We start from the raw sequence: 18,650 nt of genomic DNA, 5'->3' as shown, positions 1-18,650 counted from the left end.
GCCAGCTCCCACAGGGTCATGCGGTGTACACATGACCCTGTGGGAGCTGGCTTGCCAGCGAAAGCGTCAGCGGCGTCGCCGCCATAGCAGCAAGGCCGCCAACACCAGCGCTACCCCCAGCGCCCCCAGCCCGTACAGCTGGTCATACCCCAGCAACGGTTTCTCCACCCGCACATACCCCGGCGCGGCGAACAGCCCCTTGAGCGCCGCGTCTGCATCCGCCAGGCTGACGTCGCGCAGCCGTTGCCTGGGCTCGCCTACCCGGCCCTCGGCATAGTCGTTCAGCGCGCCCCAGTAGTAATCGGCCAGCGCACTGTTGCCCTGGCTGGTCCACGATTCACGTGCGATTGCCGCGCCCTTGATGCGTTCGAATGTTGCCGGGTCCAGCCCGTCCTTGCGCAGGCGCTCGATCATCTGCCCCAGCAGACGCTCGGCCTGCTCCACCTGGTCGCGGTCCACGTCGGCATTCAGGCTCAGCAGGCCGGTGTCGCCAAAGCTTTCGCGCTGTACCGAGGGCCCGTACGACAACCCATGCTGCAGGCGCAGCTCGTGGTACAGCGCCCAGTCCAGGTAGCGCTGCAGCAGGTCGTAGGTCTGGTCATGCCCCTCGTCCAATACCGGCTCGAGGAACAGCCAGTGCAGCCGCGCACTCTCGCCCAGCCCGCCGCGGGTCAGCTCGCGGCGCGGCTCTGCCGCATGCGTGACACCCTCAAGCACGCGGCGCTCACCGGGCTCCACCGGTTCCAGCTGGCCGTAGGTGCGCTCCAGGTAGGCCGGCAACAGCCGGTCCAGGCCGCCGACCACGATCAGGCTCATGTTGTTGGGCGCGTACCAGTGCTGGCGCAGGTCCTGCACTTGCGCCAGGGTCATGTCCTGCACGGAGGAGCGCTCGGCGCATTTGAGCCCCAGCTCCACGGCCAGCTGATCGCTGGCGCGGTGCCCCACGTCCTGGCGATCCAGCCAGCGCTGCAGGTGGGTGTAGTGCCCGCCATCCTCACGTTCGACGATTTTCTTCGATACCTGCAGGGCCTTTTCGTCTATTTGCGTGTCGTGAAGCGCCGCCAGCAGCAGGTCGAGCACCTTGCGCTGGTTGCGCGCCGGGGCTTCGATGACAAAGGTCGTATCGGCGCTGCTGGTGTAGGCGTTCCATTCCCCGCCCAGTGCCTGCATGCGTGTTTCCAGGCCGCCTTCACCGCTGTCGTCGATGCCGCTGAACAGCAGGTGCTCGAGCAGGTGCGGGAGCTCCTGACGCTCGCACGGGAAGTCGTCGAAGCCGATCCCCACCACCAGTCGAATCGACACGTGGTCGCGCTCGTAGCCGCTCTTGAGCAGCACCTGCAGGCCATTTTCCAGCAGGTAGCCTTCGACCTGGCTACGGTCCAGGGCAAACCCCGGCGTGGCGCCGAGCAACAGGCACATCAATATCAGGCAACGCATCGCAAGCTTCCTTGCACAGGTTCGTGGCGGCATTGGGTCACGGCGAATGGGCATCGTCCGGCACGCTGTCGATCAGCAAGGCACCCGTGTCGCCACCCCCCAGTACGGTATAGGCACTGCTGCAGAACAGTGAGTTCAGACGTTTCATGTCCGCGATCAGTTCCAGGTGCAGGGAACTGGTCTCGATACTTTGCACCACCTTGCGTTGCAGGCGGCTGACATGGGCGTGGGCCAGGCGCCGCTCCTGAGCGCGAAAACGGCGTTTCTCGCGCAGCAACTGGCGCGCACTCTCCGGGTCGCCACTGAGAAACACCGACAGGCCCAGACGCAGGTTGGACAGCAACTGGGTCTGCAGCACGGTCAGCTCTTCCAGCCCGACCTGCGAGAACTCCCGGCGTTGCGCGGTCTTCTGCTGCTGGACCTTGCGCAGCATGCGTTCGATGAGGTCGCTGGCCAGCTTGAGGTTGATCGCCAGCTCGATGATTTCCGCCCAACGCCGGCTGTCGTGATCGCTGAGGTCTTCGCGGGGCATCTGTGCAAGGTACAGCTTGATGGCGTTGTACAGGCTTTCGACGTCATCACTGAGGGTACGAATCTGTTGGGTCAGGGCGGTCTGGGTGCCGCGCAGCACGTTGAGCATGGCATCGAGCATGCTGTCGACCAGATCGCCCAGGCGCAGTGTCTCGCGTACCGCATTGGCCAGGGCCAGGCTGGGTGTGACCAGCGCAGTGGGGTCGAGGTGGCGTGGCTTGGCATGCCCGTTGGTTTCCTCGCGCTCCGGCAGCAGCCAGCGGCACAGTCGCGCCATGGGTGTGGCGGTGGGCAGCAGCGCCACGCAGCGCAAGGTGTTGTAGAGCAGGTGGAAGCCGATCACCAGCTCCTGGGGGCTGAACGGCAGGCTGTCCATCCAGTGCACCAGTGGGTCGAGCACCGGGATGATCAGCAGCAGGCCGATCAGCTTGTACAGCAGGCTCCCCAGCGCCACCTGGCGACCGGCGGCGTTCTGCATGCTGGTGCTCAGAAACGCCAGCAGGCCGCTGCCGATGTTGGCGCCGATGACCAGGCCGATCGCCACCGGCAGGCTGATGACCTCGGCCCCGGCCAGGGTGGCGGTAAGCAGCACCGCGGCCAGGCTTGAATAGGACACCAGCGCGAACAGTGCACCGACCAGCGCATCGAGCAGGATGTCGCCGGTGAGCGAGGCGAACAGCACCTTCACGCCCTGGGCCTGGGTGATCGGCGCGGCGGCCTCGACGATCAGTTGCAGGGCCAGGATGATCAGGCCCAGGCCAATGCCCACGCGGCCCAGCTGGCCGGCGCGGGTCTGCTTGCGCGAGAGAAAGAAGATCACCCCGAGGAAGATCAGCAGCGGCGACAGCCACGACAGGTCGAAGGTCAGCACCCGCGCCATCAGCGCAGTACCGACGTCGGCGCCGAGCATGATCGCCAGGGCCGGGGTCAGGGTCATCAGGCCCTGACCGACGAACGAGGTCACCAGCATCGCCGTGGCGTTGCTGCTTTGCACCATGGCCGTGACCAGGATGCCGGCGATGAACGCCAGCGGCCGCTTGGCCATGTTCTGGCTCAGTACCCGGCGCAGGTTGGACCCGTACACCCGCAGGATGCCGGTACGCACGATATGCGTGCCCCAGATCAGCAGGGCCACGGCCGAGAGCAGGTTGAGCAGGGTCAGCATACGAAAAGCCCCCTGTTTGAGGTGCCCCAGCGGGGCAATGGATGATGCCGTGAGCCTGGCCTGGTGGCAGGCGGTTTTTCCCAGTGCTCACTTAAGCTGTAGTCGGCCAGCAACCTTGGCGCCAGCATGGCATGCATGTTCAGGCTTTGAAACCTTGGTTGGCTGCTCGGGCGTCTTCGCTGGCAAGCCAGCGCCCACAGGATCGGCGCTGTCCGAAAAAACAAAAGGCCCCAAATGGGGCCTTCGTTCAACGCAGCCAGTGTTACTGACCCGGAATGTCCTTGCGAAGTTTCACCGGATCGCTCTGCTGTTTCTTTTTCGCAGCCGCAGTGCGCATCTTGATGTTGATCGCTTCCACCGCCAGCGAGAACGCCATGGCGAAGTAGACATAGCCTTTTGGCACATGCACTTCGAAGGCCTCGGCGATCAGCACGGTACCCACCACGATCAGGAACGACAGGGCGAGCATCTTCAGCGACGGGTGCTTGTCGATGAAATCGCTGATGGTCTTGGCGCACAGCATCATCACCAGTACCGCGACGATGATCGCCGCCACCATCACCGGCACGTGGGAAACCATGCCCACCGCAGTGATCACCGAATCCAGCGAGAACACGATGTCGATGATCGCGATCTGGAGGATGGTGTAGAGGAACTTGCCGCCGGCCTTGCCCGCTTCTGGCTCGTCGTGGGTCTCGTCCTCGCCTTCCAGGCCGTGGTAGATCTCCTGCGAGCTCTTCCACAACAGGAACAGGCCACCGAAGAACAGGATCAGGTCGCGCCCGGAAATGCCCTGGCCGAACACATGGAACAGGTCGGCGGTCAGGCGCATGACCCAGGCGATCGACAGCAGCAACAGGATGCGCGTGATCATGGCCAGGGCCAGGCCGAAGATCCGGGTGCGCTGCTGCATGTGCTTGGGCATGCGGCTGACCAGGATCGAGATCATGATGATGTTGTCGATACCGAGAACGATCTCAAGGGCCGTAAGCGTTAAAAAGGCAACCCAGATCTCTGGGCTGGTCAGCCATTCCATGTTTGTTCCTTCGAGCGTGAGGCGTTGCGCGCCAGGCAGGCCGGCGCGCAATCGATTGGATGAAACCGTTGAATTACAGGCTGCTGAACAGCGGGAAAATACCCATCAGCAGCGCGGCGAGCATTATGCACAGGCAGACCAGCACTGCCCACTTCAAGGTGAAGCGCTGATGGTCACCGAACTCGATACCGGCCAGCGCCACCAGCAGGTAGGTCGAGGGTACCAGCGGGCTGAGCAGGTGTACCGGTTGCCCGACGATCGACGCGCGGGCCATCTCGACGGGCGAGATGCCATAGTGGCTGGCCGCTTCGGCCAGTACCGGCAATACGCCGTAGTAGAACGCGTCGTTGGACATGAAGAAGGTGAACGGCATGCTCACGATCGCGGTGATCACCGCCAGGTACGGGCCCATTGCATCGGGGATCACGGCCAGCAGGCTCTTGGACATCGCCTCGACCATGCCGGTGCCCGACAGGATGCCGGTGAAGATACCCGCCGCGAAAATCAGCCCCACCACCGCCAGTACGCTGCCAGCATGGGCCGCGACGCGGTCTTTCTGCTGTTGCAGGCACGGGTAGTTGACCACCATGGCGATACTGAAGGCGATCATGAACAGCACCGGCAGCGGCAGCAGGCCGGCGATCAGCGCGACCATCAGGGCAAAGGTCAGGGCGCCGTTGAACCACAGCAGTTTCGGGCGTCGGGCGTCGGGGTATTGCGATACGCTGATTTCGCTGTGGTCGATTTCATCACCCGGCAGGTGCAGCTCGCCCAGGCGGGCACGTTCGCGCTTGCCGTACATGTAGGCGATGGCGAGGATGGCGATGACGCCGAAGGCCATGGCCGGGATCATCGGCACGAAGATGTCCGAGGGGTCGACGTGCAGCGCGCTGGCGGCACGGGCGGTGGGCCCGCCCCAGGGGGTCATGTTCATCACCCCGCCGGCCAGGATGATCAGGCCGGCCATGATCCGCGGGCTCATGCCCAGGCGGCTGTACAGCGGCAGCATGGCGGCCACGCAGATCATGTAGGTGGTGGCGCCGTCGCCGTCGAGCGAGACCACCAGGGCCAGCACGGCGGTACCCACGGAGACTTTCAGCGGGTCGCCCTTGACCAGCTTGAGGATCTTGCGCACGGCCGGGTCGAACAGGCCGGAGTCGATCATCAGGGCAAAGTAGAGGATGGCGAACATCAGCATCACGCCGGTGGGGGCAAGCTTGCTGATGCCTTGCAGCATCATCGGGCCGATTTCACCCGAGAAGCCGCCGAACAGGGCAAAAATGATCGGTACCAGGATCAGTGCGATCAAGGCCGACAGGCGCTTGGTCATGATCAGGTACATGAAGGTGATGACCATGGCAAAGCCGAGGAAGGTCAGCATGGGGCAATACTCCAGGCGTGGCGCGTCGAAAAAAGGACGAACGGAATCAGCGCGCGAGGCGCGGTGCGTGGAGTAATGACGGGGGTATGGCGCGAAGGCGGGCGTGGAAGGACATCAGTATCACCATTGTTGTTGTTAATTGGGCCGGGCGCTGCAGTAAAGTCAGTGGCCCTGGCGACCGGTCTTATGCCGGTGGTGAGGCGATGCTAAGGGCACAAGCTTTCAGCCAGCTTTCGACGGCACAAAGGCGACAGAAGGTTTCATCAACCGATGCGGGTCTGCGGGAGCGATCAGGATGAGTGAAGTGCATGAAGGCGGCTGCCATTGCGGCGCCGTGCGGTATTCGGTGGGCGGGGCGCTGGAGGATGTCGCGCACTGCCACTGTTCGGTCTGCCGTGGCGTGACCGGCGGCTTGCTGGTGACCTGGGCAACGGTGCGTTGCGAGGATTTCCAGTGGTTGCAGGGCACGCCGCAGCGCTACGACTCGTCGGCCAGTTGCGTGCGCTACTTCTGCAGTCGCTGCGGCGCGCACCTGGCGCTGACCACCGACCTGAGCCCGCAAAGCATCGATATCACCCTGACCACCCTGGATGCGCCCGAACAGGTGCGGCCGAACCGGCATATCTGGACTGACAGCCGGTTGCCCTGGCTGCACCTGGACGAGCAGCTCCCGGGCGAGCCCGGTGAAACGCTGTAGGGCGCCTGCCCAGGCCCTTGGACCGACTCACGGCAATTGCAGCCCGCCAGCGGCTTTGTGCAGGGCCCGCAGGTGCTCGCCGAGCTGTTTGAGGTTGGCTTCGACCGCGGCGATTTCGGCCGCACGGGCGGGGCCGAGCAAGGCGCGTACTTGCGTGTCCAGGTCACCGGTCAGGCGCTGCAACTGCTGCTGGCGCGCGCTGCTGGCCTGCTCAAGTTGCTCGCGCTCGCTGGCCTGCGGCAGGCCATACCCCGTGTTGCCGAGCAATTCTGCCGGTTTGCTGAGAAAACCACTGTTGGCGAGGATCTGCTGCAAGGTGCTGTCGGCCTTGGCCACGCTGCTGTCGTTGAGCGCGCGCCCGCTGAGGTAGCGTTGCTTGACCTCGTCCTGGGCCAGCAGCAGTTGGCGGCGCAGGCCGGCCTGCTCCAGCAGCAGCAACGCGGCACTGGTGCGCAGGTCGGCTTTGGCAAACCATGGCTGGCGCTGCGCAGGCGTTTGTTCGAGCCAGGCTTCGACGCTGTCCTGGGGCACCGGCAGGTGCTGCTTGAGCACCAGGAACATGGCCTGGTAGCGGTCGCGGTAGGAGTCGAAGCGGTAGCCCAGGCGCAAGGCCTCACGCGGGTCGTCGAGTACGCTCATGTCGGCCAGGCCGCGCCCCTGCAGCACTTCGAGCAGGCCGTTGGGCATGATGCTGTCCAGGCCGTTGAGGCGCGTGTTGCCCGTGCCGCTACGCAGCAGCTTGAGGGTTTCGACCGCGCAGTTGTTGGACAGGAAGTAGTAGTTGCCGTCGTAGTTCCAGTGCATCTCGGCGGCCTGGCGCACCAGGCTTTCGAGTTCGTCGCGGTTCAGTTTGAGCGGGATCGAGGCCAGGCTGCGCAGTTCGGTCTTGGTGTATTCGTCGATGACCTGGGCCAGCGGCAGCACGAACAGGCGCGAGGGGTAGGCGCCGGTGAGGCCGTCCCAGCTCGACAGCTGCAGGTCGTTGACGAAGGCGCGGTACGACAGCACCAGGTGCTGGTCCAGATCGAGCCGGCAGTCGGGCCCGCGCGGGCGGCCGGGGGCGCAGATGACCAGGCGCAGCATGCTGTGGCCCCAGCGGCTGACCCAGTTCTGGTTGGCTTCGGCCAGCAGGTAGTCGACCGCGTAGACCCGCTCGGGGTCGATCTGGCCCAGCGGCTGCTTGGCGAAGTCGTTGCCCGCATTGAGGAACGGCAGGCCTTGGGCGCAGGCCGCCTGTGGCGGTGCCCAGCCGAAGTGCTCGCGCAGGTATTTATGCAGTGCCGGGCGGCGGCAGGCGTAGCTCGGGTCGAGGAGGAAGTACTCCATGTTGACCGCGATGAATTCCTTGGGGCTGCTCAGCTCGTAGCTGTCGGGGCTGCGGGCGATCTGCCGGTTGTGCTGTTCGCGTTCGCCACGGCGCCCGACATATTGTGGCCAGCCGGCCAGGTCGAGCAGGCGTGGGTCGTCGCTGAGGGTGAAGCGGCGTTCGGTCTGGCCGCGGCACTGGTCGGTCAGCCCCACCCTGCCCTGGCTGGCGTTGTGGCGCGTGCACTGGGTGATCAGGCGGCGCTCGGCCGCCGGCCAGAGACGGGCGCGGTCATACAGGTGGGTGAGCTCGTGCAGCACCGTGGCCAGCAGTTCCTGACGGACGGTGCCGTGCGGGCGGCCGGTCTGCGTGGTAGCGGCGCTGCCGTCGACCAGCGCGGGCAGCAGGTTGCGGTTGAGTTCCAGGGTGGATACCAGCGACGCCTGGCCGTAGGCGTCTGTGGGCATGCGCGTGTTCCATGAAACATCCACGCGCCGGTCCAGCGCGGCCTTGAAGCGCGGCGGCAGGGCCTGCAGCGCTTCGTCCAGCAGTGCCTGGCTGGCGCGCTGCTGTTGCGGGTCGAGGCCGTCTGCCTGCAGGTGCAGTTGCAGGTCGGCCAACGCAGGGGTGCCCAGCAGCGTCAGTGCGCTACCCAGCAGCCAGGCACGCAGGGGCTTCACAGGGCCAGGATTGCTTCGGCCAGCACCTGGTCGCTGGCGTCACGGGCTTGGGGTACGCGCTGGCGCAGGGTATCGAAGGCTGCTTGCAGTTGTGCACCGCGGATGTCGCCGCGGCTGGCGACGAAGCTGGCGGCGTCGTCACGGGCTTCGCGCACGACCTTGGCGTCGCGAATCGAGGTGGTAGTGTCGGAGGTGAAGTCGATCGAACGGCCAAAGGCACGCACGATGATGTTGCTGGTGGCCACCAGGGTCTGTGCCTGGGCCACGTCGGCGAGCATGAGCAGGCCAAGGGCGGCGGCAATCAGCGGTTTACGCATGGAGCATCTCCGGAAACGGTTGTAGTCATTGGACGAGAATGGCCTGCGCCAGTTCAAGGTCGCTGGCATGAAGTTGAGGTACCGTCTGACGCAGCCGTACAAGGGCCGTCTCCAGTTGCGCGCCGCGCAGCGCACCGTCACTGGCGACAAAGGCTGCGGCGTCATCCCGGGCCGCCCGTATCAGCTTGCGATCGAAGGGGGCCGAGGTCACCTTGCTGGTGGCGTAGCCATTGATCACGAGGGCCTGGGTGGTTGTATCGAAGGCCTGGGCGGCCGTCGACGCGCAGAGCGCGAGCAGTAGCGGTGGCAAATAACGCATGAGGTCTTGTGGGCTGTGAAATCAGGCGGCAAAGGCTATCCCAATGCGCCGGTGGGGACCAGCGCAGGGTGCCCGGCTTTTACACGATGTTACGTGTGCCGGGCCTGCGCAGGGTTCAGAGGGCCAGGATCGCCTGAGCCAGCTGGGCGTCGGTGGCCTGCAGGGTCGGGGTCTGCTGGCGGATGTGGGCGAAGGCGCTTTCCAGTTTCACGCCGCGGATATCGCCTTGGCTGGCCACGAAGCTGGCCGCCTCGTCACGGGCGGCACGCACGATCTTGTCATCACGCAATGAGGAGGACACATCGGAGGTGGCATCGGTGGAAGCGGCGACACCGCGTACGACGGTATCGGTGGTAACCACGAAGCTGGTGGCGTGGGCAGTCGAGGCCAGAGCCAATAGCAGCGCGGCGCCAAGCAAGCGAGTAGTGGACATGGTCGATCTCCTGGGTTGGGCTTGGGTGGTTCTAGTGTCAGGTGCCATAAGGTTATCACGCAGACGTGGGGTCGGCGCTGCGGCCTTGCCGGCGAAGAGGCTGCCGAAAACAGTATCGACTTAAATTGTACTGCACGTTTTTTTAGATTCTTAAACTGTACCGCTAATCGACAAAACCGCTCTAGGCCGCACCTTTCAGGCGAAAAAAAACCCGTCAGCAGTTTCCTGCGACGGGTTTTTGAATTCGGGGTGCCGGCGTTGGCCGGCGGGCCCTGCATCAGCGCCAGAAAGGCTTGCTCAGCTCTTCGTAACGTTGTGCTTCGCTGATACCGGCGTCAGCCAGCAGGCGCGCATCCAGGCGAGCCAGTTGGTGGCGGCTGGCAATGCGGCGTTGCCACAGCATCAGGTTGGCCAGCAGGCGCAGTGGCAGCGAGGCTTGGGATTGTTGGGCGTTGCTTTCGAAAACCAGATCGGAACTGAGTGTACGTTCCATGATGTCGTCCTTCCGCTTGTGGCGGCATTAGGTAGTGATTTAACTGATGCCAATGATCCTCTTCTGTCGTGCGTAACAGTAGATACAGTTCACCTGCATTGTAGTGGGCCAGTTAACTGTTTAAAGCGACTGTTGCACCCGAAATGAACGCAACTGTACCGGTCCGCACTTAATTGGTGCATTTCTATGCTGGAGAGAGGGGGCAGGGTGGGAAATTGCCGGTATTTTACCAGTACAGTAGAACAGTTTGTTTAAGTTCAGCGGTTTCAACTGTACAGCCGGTGCGCATTGCGCGTCACCGGCTGTGCCTCACTCGTCTCAGCTGGCCAGCATGCGCCCGGTTTCTTCCAGGTTTTCATGCCACTGCAGTGCTTCGCGCAGGATGTGCGGAGTGTGCCCGCCGCGTTCGCAGGCACGGTTGAAGTAGTCGTTCAGGGCCTCGCGGTAGTCCGGGTGCACACAGTTGTCGATGATCACCCGTGCCCGCTCGCGCGGGGCCAGGCCGCGCAGGTCGGCCAGGCCCTGTTCGGTCACAAGGATGTCGACATCATGCTCGGTATGGTCGACGTGGCTGACCATCGGCACCACGCTGGAGATGGCGCCGCCCTTGGCGATCGACTTGGTGACGAAGATTGCCAGGTGCGCATTGCGGGCGAAGTCGCCCGAGCCGCCGATGCCGTTCATCATCCGCGTGCCGCATACGTGGGTGGAGTTGACGTTGCCGTACAGGTCGAACTCCAGTGCGGTGTTGATGCCGATGATGCCCAGCCGGCGCACCACCTCCGGGTGGTTGGAGATTTCCTGCGGGCGCAGTACCAGCTTGTCCTTGTAGCGCTCCAGGTTGCCGAACACGTCGGCGTTGCGCCGGGTCGACAGGGTGATCGAACTGCCCGAGGCAAAACTCAGCTTGCCGGCGTCGATCAGGTCGAAGGTCGAGTCCTGCAGCACTTCGGAGTACATGGTCAGGTCTTGGAACGGCGAGTCGATCAGGCCGCACATCACCGCGTTGGCAATGTTGCCGATGCCTGCCTGCAGCGGGCCGAGCGTGTTGGTCATGCGCCCGGCGTCGACTTCCTGCTTGAGGAAGTTGATCAGGTGATTGGCGATGCCCCGGGTTTCTTCGTCGGGCGCCAGCACGGTGGACGGCGAGTCCGGCTGGTCGGTGATGACGATGCCGACGATCTTGGCCGGGTCGATCGGGATGGCGGTGCTACCGATACGGTCGTCCACCTTTACCAACGGGATCGGCGTGCGGGTCGGGCGGTAGGTCGGGATATAGATGTCGTGCAGACCTTCGAGGTTGGCATTGTGCGCCAGGTTGATCTCGACGATGACCTGCTTGGCGAAGATCGCGAAGCTGGCCGAGTTGCCCACCGAGGTGGTCGGCACGATGTGGCCTTGTTCGGTGATCGCAACCGCTTCGATGACAGCGATGTCCGGCAGCTTCAGTTGCTGGTTGCGCAACTGTTCGACGGTTTCCGACAGGTGCTGGTCGATGAACATCACCTTGCCTTCGTTGATGGCCTTGCGCAGCGTGCTGTCGACCTGGAACGGCATGCGGCGGGCCAGTACACCGGCCTCGGTCAGTTGCTTGTCGAGGTCGTTGCCCAGGCTGGCGCCGGTCATCAGGCTGATTTTCAGCGGCGACTGCTTGGCCCGTTCGGCCAATGCGTGCGGCACGGCCTTGGCTTCACCGGCACGGGTGAAACCACTCATGCCGACGGTCATGCCGTCCTCGATCAAGCCGGCGGCGTCGGCCGCACTCATTACCTTGCTGTGCAAAGAGGACAAGCGAATACGATCACGGTACATGGATTATTATCTCGGGCTGCTAAAGCTAGATGCGCAGTCTAGTGATTTCACGCCCGGCCGTCCCACGACCAAGGTCGAATGCGAAGCCCTGAAATAGAGCCTTCTGTCGGCTGGGCGGGCACGAAAAAGCCCCAGCCGGCACCGCGCTGGGGCTTTTTGTCACAGCCTTTTAAAGGGCTTATTCCACAGCTTTGACCATGTCTTCGATGACTTTCTTGGCGTCGCCGAACACCATCATGGTCTTGTCCAGGTAGAACAGTTCGTTGTCCAGGCCGGCATAGCCGCTGGCCATCGAGCGCTTGTTGACGATGATGGTCTTGGCCTTGAAGGCTTCGAGGATCGGCATGCCGGCAATCGGCGAGGTGGGATCGTTCTTGGCGGCCGGGTTGACCACGTCGTTGGCGCCCAGTACCAGCACCACGTCGGCCTGGCCGAACTCGGAGTTGATGTCGTCCATCTCGAACACCTGGTCGTACGGCACTTCGGCCTCGGCCAGCAACACGTTCATGTGCCCGGGCATGCGCCCCGCCACCGGGTGGATCGCGTACTTCACGGTCACGCCGTTGTGGGTCAGCTTCTCGGTCAGTTCCTTGAGCGCATGTTGCGCACGGGCCACCGCCAGGCCGTAGCCGGGCACGATGATCACGGTGTCGGCGTTGCTCAGCAGGAACGTGGCGTCGTCGGCCGAGCCGGACTTGACCGGGCGTGCTTCCTTGGCACCGGCCGGGCCGGCGGCTTCTGCCGCACCACCGAAGCCGCCGAGGATCACGTTGAAGAACGAGCGGTTCATTGCCTTGCACATGATGTACGACAGGATCGCACCGCTGGAGCCCACCAGGGAGCCGGCGATGATCAGCATCGAGTTGTTCAGCGAGAAGCCGATCCCTGCCGCTGCCCAGCCCGAATAGCTGTTGAGCATCGACACCACCACCGGCATGTCGGCGCCGCCGATCGGGATGATGATCAGCACGCCCAGCACGAACGCCAGGGCCAGCATCAAGGCAAAGGCGCCGAGGTTGCCGGTGAAGGTGAAGATCAGGCCCAGGCCCAGGGTGGCCAGGCCCAGCACGAGGTTGAGCTTGTGCTGGCCGCTGAACTGTACCGGTGCGCCCTGGAACAGGCGGAACTTGTACTTGCCCGAGAGCTTGCCGAAGGCGATGACCGAGCCGGAGAAGGTGATTGCACCGATGGCCGCGCCCAGGAACAGCTCCAGACGGTTGCCGGTGGGGATCGGGTCGCTGATGCTGGCCACGATGCCCAGCGATTGCGGCTCGACCACGGCCGCGATGGCGATGAACACCGCGGCCAGGCCGATCATGCTGTGCATGAAGGCGACCAGTTCGGGCATCTTGGTCATCTCGACGCGCTTGGCCATGATCGAGCCGGCGGTGCCGCCAACCAGCAGGCCGACGATCACATAGCCGATGCCGTCGGTGGCAAGCTCCGCGCCCAGCTTATAGATAAGGCCGATGGTGGTGACGACCGCCAGGGCCATGCCGAGCATGCCGAACAGGTTGCCGCGCCGCGAGGTGGTCGGGTGCGACAGGCCCTTGAGGGCCTGGATGAAGCACACCGAGGCGACAAGGTAGAGCAGTGTTACCAGGTTCATGCTCATGGTTACTTCTTCCCCTCAGCCTTGGCGGCCTTTTTCTTGAACATCTCCAGCATGCGCCGGGTGACGAGGAAACCGCCGAACACGTTGACCGCCGCCAGGGCCACCGCGAGGGTGCCCATGGTCTTGCCCAGCGGGGTCACGGTCAGCGCGGCGGCGAGCATGGCGCCGACGATGACAATGGCGGAGATGGCGTTGGTGACCGCCATCAGCGGGGTGTGCAGCGCCGGGGTCACGTTCCAGACCACGTGGTAGCCCACATAGATGGCCAGCACGAAGATGATCAGGTTGTAGACGCCGTGAGAGATCAGCATGTCTTCCATTGTCTGGCTCCTTATCCGTTCTTGCGCATGACCTGGCCGTCGCGGCACATCAGGCACGCGGCGACGATGTCGTCTTCGAGGTTGATCGTGAATGCGCCGTCCTTGTCGAACAGCAGCTTCATGAAGTCGAGCAGGTTGCGTGCATACAGCGCCGAGGCATCCGCGCCGACCTGGGCCGGCAGGTTGGTCGGGCCAACGATGGTCACGCCGTTCTCGATCACCACCTGGTCGGCCACGGTCAGCGGGCAGTTGCCGCCCTGAGCCGCCGCGAGGTCGATGACCACCGAGCCAGGCTTCATCTGCGCAACCGTTTCGGCGCTGAGCAGGGTCGGTGCCTTGCGCCCCGGGATCAGCGCGGTAGTGATCACGATGTCGGCCTGTTTCGCGCGCTCGTGCACCGCCTGGGCCTGGCGCTGCATCCAGCTGGCCGGCATCGGCCGCGCATAGCCGCCAACGCCTTCGGCGCACTCGCGTTCCTCGTCGGTCTCGTAGGGCACGTCGATGAACTTGGCACCCAGCGACTCGATCTGCTCCTTCACCGCAGGGCGTACGTCCGAGGCTTCGATCACCGCACCCAGGCGCTTGGCCGTGGCGATGGCCTGCAGGCCGGCCACGCCAGCCCCCAGGATCAGCACGCGGGCGGCCTTCACGGTACCGGCGGCGGTCATCAGCATGGGCATGAAGCGCGGGTAGTGATGAGCGGCCAGCAGCACGGCCTTGTAGCCGGCGATGTTGGCCTGGGACGACAGCACGTCGAGGCTCTGGGCCCGCGAAGTGCGTGGCGCCGCCTCGAGGGCGAAGGCGGTAATGCCGCTTTCGGCCATTTTGCCGATCACGTCGTTGTTGAACGGGTTGAGCATGCCTACCAGCACGCTGGCGCGCTTGATCTGGCCCAGTTCGCTGTCGTTGGGCGCCACAACCTTAAGAACAAGCTGTGCGCCGAACGCATCGGCAGCGCTGCCGATGGTCGCGCCTGCTGCTTCATAGGCACTGTCCGGCACGCTGGCATTGATGCCGGCCCCGCGCTGCACAGTGACCTGGTGACCCTGGCCAATCAGTTTCCTGATGGTTTCGGGGGTGGCAGCGACACGTGTCTCGCCCGTCTGCGTTTCGAGAGGAACACCAATGTGCACGTCAATTTCTCCTGCGTGATCTTTTGTTGGTAAACCAGCGCACTGCGGATGGTGCGTCTGGGGCGGCCGATCAGCACGATCCCGCCTGAATCCAGGCGGGGCGCGGCATTTTGCAGGCGATCCTGAATCGCTTCAACAGGTTATGGAGGGTGACGAAGATCAAACTACAAGTCACCCTGTGACCGAATGTCGCAATAACCAGGCTCAAGCCCGCGAACCGTGGGCTTCAGGGACATTAGGTAGAATTTGAAATTTTTTCAGACAAATTTCTCGAAAGCCCTCGATCGGGCCCGATTTATGCCGTGAAGCCCCCGTAAACAGCAGGGTTAAGGGGTGTTTTGAGGTGCGCCGGAACAGTCTGCTCATATGCGACATTTCCGTATATCTGTAGGGCTATTTATTTGCTGACTACGGGGTCAGCAAACCGCTTTCGTCCTTGTGTTGCGCGGTGTAGCGCTGAGCTTCGTCTACCAGCCAGTCGCGAAAGGCGCGCAATGAAGCCGATTCCACCTTGCGCTCGGGGATCATCAGGTAATACGCCTTGATGCTCGACAGCGCGTGAGGGTTGGCGATCACCAGCCTGCCCTCCCCCAGTTCGTGCTGGATCAGGAACGGCGGGATCAGCGCGACGCCCATTTCGTGCATGGCCGCCTGCGCCAACATCGAGAATAGCTCATAGCGCGGGCCGGTCATGTCGCGCGCCACGTTCATCTCCAGGCTGTTGAACCACTGGCGCCAGGCGTACGGTCGGGTGGTCTGCTGCAGCAGCGGCAACTGGGCGATGGCCTGTGCACTGAGGCTGGCCTGCCCTGCCAGCAGCGCAGGGCTGCACACCGGTACGGGGTTCTCGCCCATCAGGCGATGCGACTGGGTGCCCGACCAGTCCGCGTCGCCAAAGTAGATGGCGGCGTCGAACGGGGTGTCGGCGAACAGGAACGGACGTGTGCGGTTGGTGAGGTTGACCGTGACCTCGGGGTGCAGGCGCTGGAAGCCCTTCAGGCGCGGCAGCAGCCACTGGGTGCCGAATGTCGGTACCAGTGCCAGTTCGATCACGTTGGCGCCCTGCTGGCCCATCACCGACAAGGTGTCGCGCTCCACTGCATCGAGCTGGGTAGCGACGCGGCGGCTGTACGACAGCCCCGCCTCGGTCAGCTTCACCCCGCGCCGCGAGCGGCGAAACAGCTCGACATTGAGAAATGCCTCCAGAGCGCCTATCTGGCGACAGACGGCGCCCTGGGTCAGGGAAAGCTCGTGGGCTGCCTTGGTAAAGCTCTCGTGGCGCGCCGCAGCCTCGAAGCACACCAGGGCCGTGGTGCTGGGGATCTTGCGTCGCATATACGTCAACCTCACTAATGGGGCGTTGAAATGGCCTTCAGCACCCTTATGGAGTGAGAAATTATCACAACACTATGCGTAATCCTCGTTTGTCGCCTGCCCCGATCAGGCCTAGGATCAATCCACGACATACCTGAACCCATTTCCCGAGGATTCGCTCATGGCCGGCAAAGCAAGCTTCAACTGGATCGATCCGCTGCTGCTCGATCAGCAGCTCACCGAAGAAGAGCGCATGGTGCGCGAAAGCGCCTTCCACTTCGCCCAGGACAAGCTTGCGCCCCGTGTGCTGGAAGCCTTCCGTCACGAGCAGACCGACCCTGCGATCTTTCGCGAGATGGGTGAAGTCGGCCTGTTGGGCGCAACCATCCCGGAGCAGTACGGTGGCAGTGGCCTCAACTATGTGTGTTACGGCCTGATTGCCCGTGAAGTGGAGCGTATCGACTCCGGCTACCGTTCGATGATGAGCGTGCAGTCTTCGCTGGTGATGGTGCCGATCAACGAATTCGGTACCGAGGCGCAAAAGCAGAAGTACCTGCCCAAGCTGGCCAGCGGCGAGTGGATCGGCTGCTTCGGCCTCACCGAGCCCAACCATGGCTCCGATCCGGGCGCGATGATCACCCGTGCAAAAAAGGTCGACGGTGGCTATCGCCTCAGCGGCAGCAAGATGTGGATCACCAACAGCCCGATCGCCGATGTGTTCGTGGTGTGGGCCAAGGACGATGCCGGTGACATTCGCGGCTTCGTGCTGGAGAAAGGCTGGCAGGGCCTGAGTGCCCCGGTGATCCATGGCAAGGTCGGCCTGCGTGCATCGATCACCGGCGAGATCGTGATGGACAATGTATTCGTGCCTGAAGACAACATCTTCCCCGACGTGCGCGGCCTCAAGGGCCCGTTCACCTGCCTGAACTCGGCGCGCTACGGCATCTCGTGGGGCGCGCTGGGGGCTGCCGAAGCCTGCTGGCACACCGCGCGCCAGTACACCCTCGACCGCCAGCAGTTCGGTCGCCCCTTGGCGGCCAACCAGTTGATCCAGAAGAAGCTGGCCGACATGCAGACCGAGATCACCCTCGCCCTGCAGGGTTGCCTGCGCCTGGGGCGGATGAAGGACGAAGGCACTGCTGCAGTAGAGATCACCTCGATCATGAAGCGCAATTCCTGCGGCAAGGCGCTGGACGTCGCGCGCATGGCCCGCGACATGCTCGGTGGCAATGGCATCTCCGACGAGTTCGGCGTGGCCCGGCACCTGGTCAACCTCGAGGTGGTGAACACCTATGAAGGTACGCATGACGTGCATGCGCTGATCCTGGGGCGTGCACAGACCGGTATCCAGGCCTTCTATTAATAGATAACAAGGAGCCAGCCCATGGGCGCGCTATCTCATCTGCGGGTGCTGGACCTGTCGCGGGTACTGGCCGGGCCGTGGTCCGGGCAGATCCTCGCGGACCTGGGGGCCGAGGTGATCAAGGTCGAGCGCCCGGGGGCGGGTGACGATACGCGCGCCTGGGGCCCACCGTTTCTCAAGGACGCCTATGGCGAGAACACCAGCGAGGCGGCCTACTACCTGTCGGCCAACCGCAACAAGCAATCGGTGACCATCGACTTCACCCAGCCAGAAGGCCAGCAACTGGTGCGCGAGCTGGCGGCCAAGTCGGACATCCTGATCGAGAACTTCAAGGTGGGTGGGCTGGCGGCCTACGGACTGGACTACGAAAGCCTGCGGGCGATCAATCCGCAGCTTATCTATTGTTCCATTACCGGTTTCGGCCAGACCGGGCCTTATGCCAGGCGCGCCGGCTACGACTTCATGATCCAGGGCCTGGGTGGGCTGATGAGCCTGACTGGCCGTCCCGAGGGCGAGGACGGTGCGGGGCCGGTGAAAGTGGGGGTGGCGCTGACCGATATCCTCACCGGGCTGTACTCGACGGTCGCGATACTGGCCGCCCTCGCCCACCGTGATCACGATGGCGGCGGCCAGCATATTGACATGGCGTTGCTCGACGTGCAGGTCGCCTGCCTGGCCAACCAGGCCATGAACTACCTGACCACGGGTACGGCGCCACGGCGCCTGGGTAATGCGCACCCGAATATCGTGCCTTATCAGGACTTCCCTACCGCCGACGGTGATTTCATTCTCACCGTGGGCAACGACTCGCAGTTTCGCAAGTTCGCCGAGGTGGCGGGCCAGCCGCAGTGGGCAGACGATCCGCGTTTTGCCACCAATAAGCTGAGGGTGGCCAACCGCGCCGAGCTGATCCCGCTGATCCGTCAGGCCACGGTGTTCAAGACCACGGCCGAATGGGTCAGCCAGCTGGAGCAGGCAGGTGTGCCGTGTGGTCCGATCAACGACCTGGCGCAGATGTTTCAGGACCCGCAGGTGCAGGCGCGTGGCCTGGCCATCCAGATTCCCCACCCACTGGCGGGCAGCGTGCCGCAGGTGGCCAGCCCTATTCGCCTGTCCGAGACGCCGGTGGAGTATCGCAGTGCGCCGCCGCTGCTGGGCGAGCATACCGAGCAGGTGTTGGCGCAGGTACTGGGGCTTGATGCGCAGGATGTGCTGCGTTTGCGAGAGGCGGGGGTGCTGTAAGTGTCCTCTTCTATATAGAAGGAATGGGGTATTGAAGTTGTTTTGAGAAAGTTTGA

General features: G+C 63.7%; 17 protein-coding genes. 3 read left to right on the top strand and 14 right to left on the bottom strand.

The genetic code is table 11. From position 1 onward, the window contains the following. Nucleotides 1–66 precede the first annotated feature (66 nt). The 4 genes from KUO17_RS25225 to KUO17_RS25210 form a co-directional block, all read right to left on the bottom strand. The gene (locus KUO17_RS25225; protein WP_217978283.1) at nt 67–1,437 is read right to left on the bottom strand and encodes a M16 family metallopeptidase; all 1,371 of its coding nucleotides are present in this window, start codon (nt 1,435–1,437) and stop codon (nt 67–69) included. A 37-nt stretch (nt 1,438–1,474) separates the two neighbouring features. Continuing rightward, nucleotides 1,475–3,133, bottom strand: a complete 1,659-nt coding sequence (locus tag KUO17_RS25220) for a Na/Pi cotransporter family protein (RefSeq protein ID WP_217978282.1) — start codon at nt 3,131–3,133, stop codon at nt 1,475–1,477. A gap of 262 nt (nt 3,134–3,395) precedes the next feature. Continuing rightward, the gene (locus KUO17_RS25215; protein ID WP_217978281.1) at nt 3,396–4,169 is read right to left on the bottom strand and encodes a TerC family protein; all 774 of its coding nucleotides are present in this window, start codon (nt 4,167–4,169) and stop codon (nt 3,396–3,398) included. A gap of 73 nt (nt 4,170–4,242) precedes the next feature. Next, nucleotides 4,243–5,550, bottom strand: a complete 1,308-nt coding sequence (locus KUO17_RS25210; protein ID WP_217978280.1) for a CitMHS family transporter — start codon at nt 5,548–5,550, stop codon at nt 4,243–4,245. Nucleotides 5,551–5,845: 295 nt separating this feature from the next. Between KUO17_RS25210 and KUO17_RS25205 the strand changes: the two genes are divergently transcribed. Next, complete coding sequence (locus KUO17_RS25205; RefSeq protein WP_217978279.1) at nt 5,846–6,247, top strand: GFA family protein; 402 nt, start codon at nt 5,846–5,848, stop codon at nt 6,245–6,247. Nucleotides 6,248–6,274: 27 nt separating this feature from the next. On the opposite strand, the gene KUO17_RS25200 is transcribed toward KUO17_RS25205, so the two are convergent. From KUO17_RS25200 to KUO17_RS25155, 10 genes are all read right to left on the bottom strand, one after another. Continuing rightward, nucleotides 6,275–8,233: a DUF7844 domain-containing protein gene (locus tag KUO17_RS25200; protein ID WP_217978278.1), complete on the bottom strand. Its 1,959-nt coding sequence runs from the start codon at nt 8,231–8,233 to the stop codon at nt 6,275–6,277. Next, nucleotides 8,230–8,550, bottom strand: coding sequence for a DUF2388 domain-containing protein (locus KUO17_RS25195; protein ID WP_217978277.1), 321 nt, complete (start codon nt 8,548–8,550; stop codon nt 8,230–8,232). The genes KUO17_RS25200 and KUO17_RS25195 overlap by 4 nt, the downstream gene beginning before the upstream one ends. 25 nt (nt 8,551–8,575) lie before the next feature. Then, nucleotides 8,576–8,869, bottom strand: coding sequence for a DUF2388 domain-containing protein (locus KUO17_RS25190; RefSeq protein WP_217978276.1), 294 nt, complete (start codon nt 8,867–8,869; stop codon nt 8,576–8,578). A 115-nt stretch (nt 8,870–8,984) separates the two neighbouring features. Next, nucleotides 8,985–9,302: a DUF2388 domain-containing protein gene (locus KUO17_RS25185; protein WP_217978275.1), complete on the bottom strand. Its 318-nt coding sequence runs from the start codon at nt 9,300–9,302 to the stop codon at nt 8,985–8,987. A 277-nt stretch (nt 9,303–9,579) separates the two neighbouring features. After that, on the bottom strand, nt 9,580–9,795 hold the full coding sequence (locus KUO17_RS25180) for a DUF1127 domain-containing protein (protein WP_217978274.1): 216 nt from the start codon (nt 9,793–9,795) through the stop codon (nt 9,580–9,582). A 318-nt stretch (nt 9,796–10,113) separates the two neighbouring features. Beyond that, nucleotides 10,114–11,607 (bottom strand): acetyl-CoA hydrolase/transferase family protein, encoded by a 1,494-nt coding sequence (locus KUO17_RS25175; RefSeq protein WP_217978273.1) that lies wholly within the window; start codon nt 11,605–11,607, stop codon nt 10,114–10,116. A gap of 178 nt (nt 11,608–11,785) precedes the next feature. After that, complete coding sequence (locus KUO17_RS25170) at nt 11,786–13,222, bottom strand: NAD(P)(+) transhydrogenase (Re/Si-specific) subunit beta (RefSeq protein WP_217978272.1); 1,437 nt, start codon at nt 13,220–13,222, stop codon at nt 11,786–11,788. 2 nt (nt 13,223–13,224) lie between these two features. Continuing rightward, complete coding sequence (locus KUO17_RS25165) at nt 13,225–13,542, bottom strand: NAD(P) transhydrogenase subunit alpha part 2 (protein WP_043862333.1); 318 nt, start codon at nt 13,540–13,542, stop codon at nt 13,225–13,227. Nucleotides 13,543–13,553: 11 nt separating this feature from the next. Continuing rightward, complete coding sequence (locus KUO17_RS25160; protein ID WP_217978271.1) at nt 13,554–14,675, bottom strand: Re/Si-specific NAD(P)(+) transhydrogenase subunit alpha; 1,122 nt, start codon at nt 14,673–14,675, stop codon at nt 13,554–13,556. Nucleotides 14,676–15,083: 408 nt separating this feature from the next. Beyond that, nucleotides 15,084–16,010 carry a LysR family transcriptional regulator gene (locus KUO17_RS25155; RefSeq protein WP_217978270.1) on the bottom strand — a complete coding sequence of 309 codons (927 nt, stop codon included), beginning with the start codon at nt 16,008–16,010 and terminating at the stop codon, nt 15,084–15,086. A gap of 160 nt (nt 16,011–16,170) precedes the next feature. Between KUO17_RS25155 and KUO17_RS25150 the strand changes: the two genes are divergently transcribed. Then, nucleotides 16,171–17,352 carry an acyl-CoA dehydrogenase gene (locus tag KUO17_RS25150; RefSeq protein ID WP_217978269.1) on the top strand — a complete coding sequence of 394 codons (1,182 nt, stop codon included), beginning with the start codon at nt 16,171–16,173 and terminating at the stop codon, nt 17,350–17,352. Nucleotides 17,353–17,373: 21 nt separating this feature from the next. Beyond that, nucleotides 17,374–18,594: a CaiB/BaiF CoA transferase family protein gene (locus KUO17_RS25145; protein WP_217978268.1), complete on the top strand. Its 1,221-nt coding sequence runs from the start codon at nt 17,374–17,376 to the stop codon at nt 18,592–18,594. The last annotated feature ends 56 nt before the right edge of the window (nt 18,595–18,650 follow it).

The organism is Pseudomonas aegrilactucae, assembly GCF_019168305.1.
Taxonomy (GTDB): Bacteria; Pseudomonadota; Gammaproteobacteria; order Pseudomonadales; family Pseudomonadaceae; genus Aquipseudomonas; species Aquipseudomonas aegrilactucae.
This window is presented reverse-complemented; position numbering and strand designations above follow the sequence as displayed.

What these genes read in the sequence shown, in the direction of transcription:
- KUO17_RS25225 (WP_217978283.1), bottom strand. Translation starts at nt 1,437, where the DNA reads ATGCGTTGCCTGATATTGATGTGCCTGTTGCTCGGCGCCACGCCGGGG.
- KUO17_RS25220 (WP_217978282.1), bottom strand. Translation starts at nt 3,133, where the DNA reads ATGCTGACCCTGCTCAACCTGCTCTCGGCCGTGGCCCTGCTGATCTGG.
- KUO17_RS25215 (WP_217978281.1), bottom strand. Translation starts at nt 4,169, where the DNA reads ATGGAATGGCTGACCAGCCCAGAGATCTGGGTTGCCTTTTTAACGCTT.
- KUO17_RS25210 (WP_217978280.1), bottom strand. Translation starts at nt 5,550, where the DNA reads ATGCTGACCTTCCTCGGCTTTGCCATGGTCATCACCTTCATGTACCTG.
- KUO17_RS25205 (WP_217978279.1), top strand. Translation starts at nt 5,846, where the DNA reads ATGAGTGAAGTGCATGAAGGCGGCTGCCATTGCGGCGCCGTGCGGTAT.
- KUO17_RS25195 (WP_217978277.1), bottom strand. Translation starts at nt 8,550, where the DNA reads ATGCGTAAACCGCTGATTGCCGCCGCCCTTGGCCTGCTCATGCTCGCC.
- KUO17_RS25190 (WP_217978276.1), bottom strand. Translation starts at nt 8,869, where the DNA reads ATGCGTTATTTGCCACCGCTACTGCTCGCGCTCTGCGCGTCGACGGCC.
- KUO17_RS25185 (WP_217978275.1), bottom strand. Translation starts at nt 9,302, where the DNA reads ATGTCCACTACTCGCTTGCTTGGCGCCGCGCTGCTATTGGCTCTGGCC.
- KUO17_RS25180 (WP_217978274.1), bottom strand. Translation starts at nt 9,795, where the DNA reads ATGGAACGTACACTCAGTTCCGATCTGGTTTTCGAAAGCAACGCCCAA.
- KUO17_RS25175 (WP_217978273.1), bottom strand. Translation starts at nt 11,607, where the DNA reads ATGTACCGTGATCGTATTCGCTTGTCCTCTTTGCACAGCAAGGTAATG.
- KUO17_RS25170 (WP_217978272.1), bottom strand. Translation starts at nt 13,222, where the DNA reads ATGAGCATGAACCTGGTAACACTGCTCTACCTTGTCGCCTCGGTGTGC.
- KUO17_RS25165 (WP_043862333.1), bottom strand. Translation starts at nt 13,542, where the DNA reads ATGGAAGACATGCTGATCTCTCACGGCGTCTACAACCTGATCATCTTC.
- KUO17_RS25155 (WP_217978270.1), bottom strand. Translation starts at nt 16,010, where the DNA reads ATGCGACGCAAGATCCCCAGCACCACGGCCCTGGTGTGCTTCGAGGCT.
- KUO17_RS25150 (WP_217978269.1), top strand. Translation starts at nt 16,171, where the DNA reads ATGGCCGGCAAAGCAAGCTTCAACTGGATCGATCCGCTGCTGCTCGAT.
- KUO17_RS25145 (WP_217978268.1), top strand. Translation starts at nt 17,374, where the DNA reads ATGGGCGCGCTATCTCATCTGCGGGTGCTGGACCTGTCGCGGGTACTG.